The following is a 9,378-nucleotide window of genomic DNA, read 5'->3' as shown; positions in this document are numbered from 1 at the left end:
CTCGACCTGCTCGCCACCGCCCGCACCCAGCCCGACCGGGAACAGATCCACCGGCTGCTGCACCGCTTCTACGCCCGCTGCGCCGCCACTGACCTGCCCGAACTACACCGGCTCGCCACCACCATCGAGACCTGGTGGCCACAGATCCAGGCGTTCCTGACCACCGGCATCACCAACGCCGGCTCAGAAGGCACCAACCGAGTCATCAAAACCGTCGCCCGCGACGCCTACGGCTTCCGCAACCCCGAGAACCAGCGCCTACGCACCCGCACCGCCACCACCCGACGCCACCGCGGACAACTCAACCCCGCTTAACTTCGATGAGCCCGGATCCCCCGACAAACCCCGTCCACATCTCAACAGCAACCCGTTGGTGTTAGCGATAACACTGACTATCGGCAGCGCCTGACCCACTCGACCACCGCTGGCAGAAACCCGGAAAGGCAGTGAAAAAGATGCAACAGTTCCGCCCGCCGCAACGGCGACTCCCGCACCGGCTACAGGCGATCCTGGCCCTGCTGACCGCCGCACTGATCGTTGCCGGCGCCCCGCTGGTGATCGCCGGCTCCGCCAGCGCCGGCACCACACTGGGCACCTCCGCCGCGGAGAAGGGCCGCTACTTCGGTGCCGCCGTCCCCGCGTTCAAGCTGACCGACAGCCAGTTCACCGGCATCCTCGACCGGGAGTTCAACTCGGTCACCGCGGAGAACGAGATGAAGTGGGACGCCACCGAACCGTCCCAGAACCAGTTCCGCTACACCGGCGGCGACCAGATCGTCAGCCACGCCCAGGCCCGTGGCATGAAGGTCCGCGGCCACACCCTGCTGTGGCACGCCCAGCAACCGGGCTGGGCGCAGAACCTCTCCGGCAGCACCCTGCGCGCCGCCGCGATGAACCACGTGACCCAGGTCGCCACCCACTACCGGGGCAGGATCCACTCCTGGGACGTCGTCAACGAAGCCTTCGCCGACGGCACCAGCGGCGCCCGCCGCGACTCCAACCTCCAGCGCACCGGCAACGACTGGATCGAGGTCGCCTTCCGCACCGCCCGCGCCGCCGACCCCGCCGCCAAGCTCTGCTACAACGACTACAACACCGACGGCATCAACGCCAAGTCCACCGGCGTCTACAACATGGTCCGCGACTTCAGGGCTCGCGGCGTGCCGATCGACTGCGTCGGCTTCCAGTCGCACCTCGGCACCAGCCTGCCCGGTGACTACCAGGCCAACCTCCAACGCTTCGCCGACCTGGGCGTCGACGTCCAGATCACCGAACTCGACATCACCCAAGGCTCCAACCAGGCCGCCATGTACGCCGCCGTCACCCGAGCCTGCCTCGCCGTGGCCCGCTGCACCGGCATCACCGTCTGGGGCGTACGCGACAGCGACTCCTGGCGCAGCGACAACCCCCTGCTCTTCGACAGCAACGGCAACAAGAAGCCCGCCTACACCAGCACCCTGAACGCGCTCAACGCCGGCGGCACCACTCCGCCGCCGGGGCCGGTCGACACCAGTGCCTGGTACGTGCTGGTGAACCGGAACAGCGGCAAGGCGCTCGACGTGTACAACCTGGCCACGAACGACGGGGCGCGGATCACCCAGTGGTCACGCAACAACGGCAACTGGCAGCAGTGGCAGTTCGTCGACTCCGGCGGCGGCTACTACCGGATCAAGTCGCGGCACTCCGGCAAGGTCCTCGACGTCTACAACTTCTCCACCGCCGACGGCGCCGCCATCGTCCAGTGGGCCGATCACAACGGGACCAACCAACAGTTCCGCATCGCCGACTCCGGCGGTCACGTACGGCTGATCAGCCGGCAGAGCGGCAAGGCGGTCGAAGTGCAGGGCGCCTCGACGGCCGACGGCGCGAACATCGTCCAGTACACCGACTGGAACGGCGCCAACCAGCAGTGGCAACTCGTCCGGGTCGGGTGACACCGTCTCGGCAACCGGACCAGCAAACGCTCCGGCCCGGCGGAGGCTCCGCCGGGCCGGAGGGCGCTCGGGCACTACCGGTCGGTTGGTGACGGGTTGCGCCGAGCTTGGTCCGGAACGTCGGCCGGAGCTGGCACTGCCCGTACAGGCGTCCTGACCGCGTTGCCTTCCGTACCCGGGCCGTAGGCCGGCGGCGCCGGCACCCCCGGCTCGGCGAGGGTGCCGGCTGCGGCCCCGGTGACGCCCCAGATCGCTCCGGCCAGCACCACGGCACCGCCCAGCACCTGCAGCGGCGTCATCGCCTCGCCGAGCAGCAGCCAGGCCGCGCCGATGCTGACGACAGGTTCCACCATGCTCATGATCGAGGCCCGGGTGGGACCGATCACGGCCATGCCCGCGAAGAACGCGCCGATCGCCACCACGGTGGAGACGACGGCGACGCCGAAGATCGGTAGCCAGGCGCTGGTGGGGAAGCCGAACCGGAGCGCGTCGGTGCCGGTTCCGACCACCAGGAAGGACGTACCGGCGAAGAGCGCGACGAAGGCGCTGGTGGTCATCGGCGGCAAGCCGGCCGAAGCGCGATCGCCCACGACGATGTAGATCGCGTAGACCACAGCGGCGCCGACCGCGTACAGCACGCCGACCAGGCTGAGGGCGGCGCTCGGACGACCCAGCACCAGCGCCATGCCGGCCAGGGACAGCAGGATCGCGCCCACCCCGGCCAGCGGGGGCCGATGCCGGCCGAGGGCACTCGACAGCAGCAGCACGAAGGCCGGGTACAGGTAGAGCAGCAGTACGGCCAGGGCCGGCGAGATGTGCTCCACCGCGGAGAAGTAGAACAGCGACTGCAGGGCGTACAGCACCGCCCCGAGCAACAGCAGGGCGCCGACCTGCCGGGCGGTGACGCGCCTGGGCAGCCGGCGTCGGATCGCGAGGTAGCCGAAGAGCAGCGCGGCGGCGAGCGCGAACCGCAGGAAGAGAAGTGTCGATACGGTGAGGCCGGCCGAGTAGGCGTAGCGGGCGAAGACGGGCATCAGCCCGAAGCCCGCCGCAGACGCCGCCACCAGCGCGCTTCCCCGTAAGGCGGCGCGGCTCATCGGACTCCCCTCCACGGCAACGCGGCGAACGCTTCCTCGACCACTGCGGCAAGCTCCACGGGGCGTTCCATCAGGAAGAAATGACCACCGGAGAGTGAGCGGAACTTACACGGTCCGGAAGTATAGCGGCGCCACTGCTGTAGCGCGGTCGCCGAGGTGAGCGGGTCGTCGCGGCCGTGGCGGACGAGGAGAACCGTGGTACGCCGGGTCGAGGCGTACTCCGCCCGCCCCTGAGGGCTCGGGCGGGGTGATCCGGGCGGGGCCGTGCCGGCCGGGAAGCATCAGCACGGCTCCACACCGGCAAAACTGACCACGACGCGCTTCCGGTTCCCCCAGCCAATCGATGGTGTTGGTGCGACGATGGGAGCCGTGGGAACTGCCAAAACTGCTCCGCCTGCCATCTCGCCGCTTACTGGCGAGCCGATCAAACGTGCCGATGCCGAGCGGCTCGCCGGAGTGCTGAAGGCGTTCGCCGACCCCGCCCGGCTGCGGCTGCTCAGCCTGATCCAGTCCGCTCCGGAGGGCGAGGTGTCCGTCAGTGACCTCACCGCACCGCTCGGGCTCTCCCAGCCGACCGTGAGTCATCACCTGCGGATCCTCACCGAGGCCGGCCTGATCGAGCGCGACAAGCGCGGCGTGTGGGCGTACTACCGCATAGTGCCGTCCGCGATCGCGGCGATCGCCGACCTTCTGACACCGCCCCGCAAGCGGGCGACGAAGAAGGCGCGCTGAGCGGCACCCCTCCAAGCCGCTCTCACCGTGGCGGTACCGGGGACCAGGCATCAGACCAGGCGGGGCCGAGGGCGGTGCGGCGGCCGGTGGTGCGGACGGCGACGGCGAGAGGTGCTCGCCTCCCGGATGTCTGTCACCCGGGATGTGCAGGGACGTCGACGCCGACCTCGACGAACGGCTCGACGAGCACGTGGTACTGCTCGGCGGACAACTGCTCGACCTTGAGGATCGCGCGACCCGCGATCATCAGGGCACTCTTGGCATCGGCGTGCAGCCCGTCTCGGAAGGCGTTCAGCTCCTCGGCCCTCGGCAGCAACGCGGACCGAACGGCCCGCTCGAGCTCCGAGTTCTCCGCGGCCGAGGGCTTCGTCGCTCGGCTCGCCTCTCTGCCACCCGCTCGGCGCAGGGCGACCGCGCGGTCGAATGCCGCAGCGAGAGATTCGGGCGACAGCCCTCGCCCGTCCTCGACGAACTGGCGGGCCGATACGTCGAGCATCTTCCTCCCCTTCACGCTGGTGCGACCACCCTGGCAGCTGCCCCGCCGCGTCTCAGGCCCGCGGTCCCGGGTCGAGCATCCAGTGGTCGCTCGTGGTCCAGCCGAGCAGCCTTCGGCCGGTGCCGGCCTTGCCGTCCGGGTCGAACCCGCCGCCGCTGGTCACGTGCGCCAGTCCGGTCACCGCGGGCGCCAGCCGGGTCCGCACATGGTCTGGCTGGTCGGCCAGCCGCTGTTCGACGTACACCGGGAAGGCCGCCTGCTCCTCCCGGGAGGACAGCGACAGGAAGAACAGCATCTGCCGCCACGCGTACGCGGTGTTCTTGACCGTACCCAACGGCCGCGGGTTGCGGTGGATCCGCGCCGTCAGCCGCAGCACGGTGTCCACACACTGCTTCGCGAGGTCCGCCGAGGGCAGGTCGACGCCGAGTTCGACGATCGTGGCCAGGTTGTGCGTGGTCAGTATCTGCGCCTGTTCGATGACCATCCCGTTGGCCGCGACCTGGAACCACGACCGCTTGCGGGGGGCGCCGGCACGATCGCGGCACAGCCGATCAAAGGCGTCCGAGGTGCGTGCACGCCGAATCAGCCGGTTGTCGTCGATCACGGCGATGGCCGGGTAGTCGATGTCGTAGTACCGCGCGTACAGGCTGCCCGCGAGCCGCCGGCCGGCGAGGGTGGCGGCGTGGAGGAACTTCGCCGAGAACCTGCCCATGAAGATGTCGGCCGCGAGTTCCTCGACCCACGGCAGCTCCAGGCCCGCCTGCCTCGACAGCGTCGACAGTTCGCCGACGAGCGGGTTGGGCAGCACCGTGGCCGGGAACCCGCAGACCGCGGCGGAAGCCAGTCGGAGCAGGGTGCGCCGCGCCTGGGCACGGGTGTCGCTGGTATCGATCCGGGCGGACGCGACCGCTTGAACCCACGGCAGCTCGGCCAGGCGGACCTGGTGCTCCAGGTTCAGCAGCAACAACGAGCGGCGATGACGAAAAGCCCGGTACGTGGCGTCCATCAGGACGCGCAGCGCCGGATCCGGGTAGGCCGAGGCGGCGGTCGCCGCGGCCAGCCGCGGGGTGAGCTGCGCCAGCACCTCCACCGAGACGATGACGCCGCGGTCGATCAGCTGCTCCGGGGTTCCGGCGGCAGCGCGGGCGACCACTCGGGCGATCGGACGGGGCACCGGCCAACCCACCGCCCCGCCGGAGAGGTGGGCCTCCTCGGCATCGACCGGGCGCAGCAGGTGATCGACGTCGCTGATACCACTGTCCTGGGGTAGGCCGGCCAGCCGGGTCGCGACCAGCTGCGCGAGCTGATGGTGGCGGGGCAGCGCCGCCTCGTGGGCCTGCTGCTGGCGTACCGCGGTGTGTTCGGCGCTGCCCGGACGGCCGCGCTTGCGCAGCATCGCCTCCACCATGCTCCCGACCAGGCCGCGCTCACGCGCCGTCAGCTCCGTTCCGGCCACGCGTCGCTCCAGCGCCGTTCGCAGTACGCCGATGCTGCCCCTCGGGTCGCGATGCTTGGTGCAGCGCGTGTGCTCGACGGCGAGATGCTGGTAGCGGGCCAGCAGTTGCTCGGCTCGCGGCAACCAGCCGTCCGGCGTCATCGCGCCGATCCTGCCGCCGTCGATGGTCTCGCACCACAGGGACAGCAACTCGTCGGCGAACGGATTCCACACCGTCAGCGCCTCGCGCATCGTCTCGATCTGCGCGTTCGGCTGCCGCTGCTCGAGGGTCCGGCGCACGTCCCCCGCCGTCTGCCGGTACACGACGTCCGGGTCGCCGGCCTGCTGATCGCTGGGAGCCGGGGTGAGCCGCAGCCGGTCGGCCAATGGCGCGATCTCCTCCAGGATGCCCAGGGCCGCGTCCCGGTCGCCGGCGCGCAGCAGCCACGCCACCACCGGCAGCGCCGCCTCCTCGGCGTACTCCAGCCGGTAGCGGCCGCTGTCGAGCAGCTCGCCCAGCTCCGCCAGTCCCGCGTCGGTCAACCAGGACCAGAACAGCGCCCGGCGGTCGGCCGGCAGGCCCAGTCGCTGCGCCCGATCGATCTCGTCCGGGCGCAGCGGACCACCTGCCGCCGGCTCGCCGGTCGCGAACCCGCCGTGGAGCACCTCCGGCGTCACCCACGCCGGCAAGCCCTTCACCGGGGTACGCGAACCGATGTCCAGCCCTCCCCCGGCCATCCCGCCCACGACCTGCTGCCAGCGGCGTACCCTCAGCTCGGCCCGCTGGCGGGTGGCCGCGTCCTCGTGCGTCCGGGCGGTCGTCAGGGCACGCGCCAGCTGGCCCAGGGCGTACGCCGCGCCGACGCCGATCTCGTTGTCGCTCACGCCAGCGTGGCGGGTCCCGCCCCCGCGCCATCCGGGATTGCCGCCCGGTGCTCTCCTCACTGAGCTACACGCTGATGCCGCGACACTGTACGCAGGCCTCCGGCGCCCCCGCAGCCGAGATCTCGCCGCGGCAGAGACACACTCGTCTGCATGCCGGACAGGTACAGGTCATGAGCGAGCAGCGCCACGTCCCGGAGCGCGAAGCCCGGTTCACTCGACTGTACGAAGCCACGTACGCCGACCTCCTCCGGTTCATCCAGCGCCGGGTCCATCCGACGCAGGCCGAGGATGTGGCTGCGGACGCGTTCCTGGTTGCCTGGCGTCGGCTCGACGACCTGCCGGACCAGACCGGGGACGCGCGCGCGTGGCTCTTCGGTATCGCACGCGGCGTGATCCTCAACACCGTGCGTGGAGCCAGCCGTCAGCGTGCGCTGCGGGTCCGCCTCGCAGAGGCTCCGACGGCGGCAGTGGCACACCTCGACACCGAGGTGATCGCCCACCAGGTCGATCTCGCCCACGCCTGGCGACGGCTCTCCGACGTGCACCAGGAAGCCCTCGCCCTGAGCGTCTTCGAAGGACTCACCGCACCGCAAGCGGCCCGCGTGCTCGACATCTCGTCCGTCGCGTTCCGGCTGCGCCTCAGTAAGGCACGACGGGCCCTCAGACTCCACACCGGCCACCTTCCGCCATCCCTGCCCACGCCGGCGAACCTCCCCGAAGGGATCACGTCATGAAGCGTCACGACGCCGCCCTGAGCAGCCTGCGCTCGCTCGACCCTGCCGACCGTGAGGCCGACCCCCGGAGCCCTCGCGCGCAGGCCGACCTCGCCCGAATCCTCGCGACCGATCCGGAGTCCGGCAGACCACCCCGACCGTCCGGGGCCAGGCCGGCCGAGCCACGACGCACCCGATGGCTGGTCCTCGCCTGCGGCACCATCGCGGTTGCGGTCGCTGCCGGGGCCCTCCTGCCCCTCTCCGACAACGACCAGGCCTTCGCCAGCTGGACCCCCAGCCCGGCCACGATGGCCCCCAAGGCGGCTGCGAAGGCCGCGGAATCCTGTCGTGAACAGCAGAAGGGCCATCTCCACAGCGCCAACCGGCAGTTGGCGACCGCCCGGGCCGCCGTGTCCGAGCAGCGCGGCGACTGGACGATGGTGGTCCTGGCCGGCGACGAGGGCTTCTCGGCCATGTGCCTGACCAACGACAGGCTCGGCCTCTTCTCCGACGCCTGGGTCGGCTCGATCGGCGAGCCGGACGACTTCACCGAGCCGGCTCCGCGCGAGGTGCGCGCGACCGACTTCGGCGCGGGGACCGTCGCCGACGGCACCGTATCGGTGGCCGTCGGGCACGCCGGCTCCGACGTGGTCGGGGTGACCTGGGCAAGCGCAGAGCATGGCCCGGTAGAGGCCACAGTCTCCGGGGGTCACTTCGCACTCTGGTTTCCCGGCGACGAGTTCGAGGACGCGGTCACAGACGGTGTCGAAGCCGAGGTGACCTACCGTGACGGCACCTCAGGAGCCGTCACACTCGGACTCCGCTGACCTCGAGGGTGCAGACGGGGTGAGGATGCCGGCCAGGACTTGCATGGCGTGGCGTTCTCGGTCCGCGAGTTCGGTGAGGATTGCCGCAGCGCGGGTCAGGTGGTCGGGGTGGCCGGTTTCTCCGGCGGTCACGATGTGCTGGGAGACCTCGGTCCACAACGGGGCGATCTCGGCGTACAGCTGGTGACCGAGGCGGAGGTTGTCGTCGTCGACGATCGTGGCGCATTCGGCGAGGAAGTCGCGGTACATGGCGCGGAACAGGGCGCCGCCGGTCCCGCCGCGTTCCATCAGCGCCGCGGCCAGCGGGAGGTCGCGGGACGGATCCCCTGCGCGCTCGAACCACCGCGTCACCTGTCGGGCCGCCTTGCCGATGCCACGGTGACCGAGGTTGGCGATGGGTGGGTTGAGGAAGGTGTGCGCGTTGTTGCCGATGGCCGTCCGGATCGCGTCGCCCAGATCGGGCCGCCGGCCGGTGGGGCCGGCGATGGTGTACGACAGGTTGCGGGCGGTCATCGGTCCGCGTTCGTTGCGGGCTCGTTCCAAACTCGGCAGCGTCGTCGTCACGGTGCCGCCCTGCTGGACGGTGTCGATCAGGTACGCGTGGGTGTCGTCGTAGCCGTACATCGCGACGAAATGGCCCCCGAAGTGGACCTTCGTGGTGAAGTAGTCCAGGTGGTAGGAGTCCAGCTGCAGACCGACCGGCTGTCCGGCGGCGAGGGCGGCGACGACATTGCGCCAGGCCTTACGGGGTGAGGCGGTCTCCTCGATGCGCAGGGTCAGGCCCAGCCGGTCGGCCACGGTCCGGATGATCGCGGTCGGCTTGGTCCGGCCGCCGAGGAATGGAAAGTCCATGCTCTTGGCGTCCCAGTAGACGAAGCCCAGTCCTTCGCCGAGACCGAACAGCATGGGCTCGGACAGGTCGACGCCCTCGTGGCGCAGCAGGGCGCCGAGCGTGGTGGTCTCGCAGTGCCGACCGCCGGGGAACGCCACGTTCTCGATGATCATCGGGTCTCCTGATCTGCTGGTCCGGACGGACCGGACATGGGTCGGACCGGCCAGGCGATCTCGGTGCGGAGCTCGGCCGTGGGTACGCCGGACGCGGGTGGAACGAGGTAGCGCTCCGCGGGACAAGCCATCATGGAACGGGCCCGGCCGGCCACGTACCAGGCGCGCTCGCGGGCCGTGCGCTCGGCCGCCACAGAGGTGCGGGCGTCTCCGGTCGACACCCGCACGGGCGGAATCTGGGGCGGGGCGACGAG

The 9,378-nt window shown here is 70.7% G+C and carries 9 protein-coding genes and 1 tRNA gene; 5 read left to right on the top strand and 5 right to left on the bottom strand.

What is annotated here, in order from left to right:
* A partial coding sequence (locus tag GA0070560_RS23830) for a transposase (protein ID WP_139131584.1) occupies nucleotides 1-315 on the top strand: 315 nt, incomplete at its 5' end.
* 140 nt (nucleotides 316-455) lie between these two features.
* The gene (locus GA0070560_RS23825; RefSeq protein ID WP_091301650.1) at nucleotides 456-1,934 is read left to right on the top strand and encodes an endo-1,4-beta-xylanase; all 1,479 of its coding nucleotides are present in this window, start codon (nucleotides 456-458) and stop codon (nucleotides 1,932-1,934) included.
* A 74-nt stretch (nucleotides 1,935-2,008) separates the two neighbouring features.
* Here GA0070560_RS23825 and GA0070560_RS23820 read toward each other — a convergent pair whose 3' ends face one another.
* On the bottom strand, nucleotides 2,009-3,031 hold the full coding sequence (locus GA0070560_RS23820) for a DMT family transporter (RefSeq protein ID WP_091301648.1): 1,023 nt from the start codon (nucleotides 3,029-3,031) through the stop codon (nucleotides 2,009-2,011).
* A 360-nt stretch (nucleotides 3,032-3,391) separates the two neighbouring features.
* Here GA0070560_RS23820 and GA0070560_RS23815 point away from each other — a divergent pair, with 360 nt between their 5' ends.
* Nucleotides 3,392-3,763 carry an ArsR/SmtB family transcription factor gene (locus tag GA0070560_RS23815; RefSeq protein ID WP_091301646.1) on the top strand — a complete coding sequence of 124 codons (372 nt, stop codon included), beginning with the start codon at nucleotides 3,392-3,394 and terminating at the stop codon, nucleotides 3,761-3,763.
* 133 nt (nucleotides 3,764-3,896) lie between these two features.
* Here the strand turns inward: GA0070560_RS23815 and GA0070560_RS23810 are convergent, their stop codons facing one another.
* From GA0070560_RS23810 to GA0070560_RS28880, 3 genes are all read right to left on the bottom strand, one after another.
* The gene (locus GA0070560_RS23810) at nucleotides 3,897-4,259 is read right to left on the bottom strand and encodes a hypothetical protein (RefSeq protein ID WP_091301644.1); all 363 of its coding nucleotides are present in this window, start codon (nucleotides 4,257-4,259) and stop codon (nucleotides 3,897-3,899) included.
* Nucleotides 4,260-4,311: 52 nt separating this feature from the next.
* Nucleotides 4,312-6,579: a hypothetical protein gene (locus GA0070560_RS23805; protein ID WP_091301642.1), complete on the bottom strand. Its 2,268-nt coding sequence runs from the start codon at nucleotides 6,577-6,579 to the stop codon at nucleotides 4,312-4,314.
* A 1-nt stretch (nucleotide 6,580) separates the two neighbouring features.
* Nucleotides 6,581-6,653, bottom strand: a tRNA-Cys gene (locus GA0070560_RS28880).
* A 96-nt stretch (nucleotides 6,654-6,749) separates the two neighbouring features.
* Between GA0070560_RS28880 and GA0070560_RS23800 the strand changes: the two genes are divergently transcribed.
* Both GA0070560_RS23800 and GA0070560_RS28395 read left to right on the top strand, forming a co-directional pair.
* A complete protein-coding gene (locus GA0070560_RS23800) occupies nucleotides 6,750-7,313 on the top strand; it encodes an RNA polymerase sigma factor (protein WP_091301640.1) in 564 nt (187 codons plus the stop codon).
* A 287-nt stretch (nucleotides 7,314-7,600) separates the two neighbouring features.
* Entirely contained in the window at nucleotides 7,601-8,119 is a 519-nt protein-coding gene (locus GA0070560_RS28395; RefSeq protein ID WP_139131583.1) for a hypothetical protein, read from the top strand.
* Here GA0070560_RS28395 and GA0070560_RS23790 read toward each other — a convergent pair.
* The gene (locus GA0070560_RS23790) at nucleotides 8,090-9,124 is read right to left on the bottom strand and encodes a BtrH N-terminal domain-containing protein (protein WP_091301636.1); all 1,035 of its coding nucleotides are present in this window, start codon (nucleotides 9,122-9,124) and stop codon (nucleotides 8,090-8,092) included. The genes GA0070560_RS28395 and GA0070560_RS23790 overlap by 30 nt on opposite strands.
* Nucleotides 9,125-9,378: the final 254 nt, after the last annotated feature.

It is taken from the genome of Micromonospora halophytica, from assembly GCF_900090245.1.
GTDB lineage: Bacteria > Actinomycetota > Actinomycetes > Mycobacteriales > Micromonosporaceae > Micromonospora > Micromonospora halophytica.
Note: the sequence above shows the minus strand (reverse complement) of the source record. Positions and strands in the feature narration are given on the sequence as shown.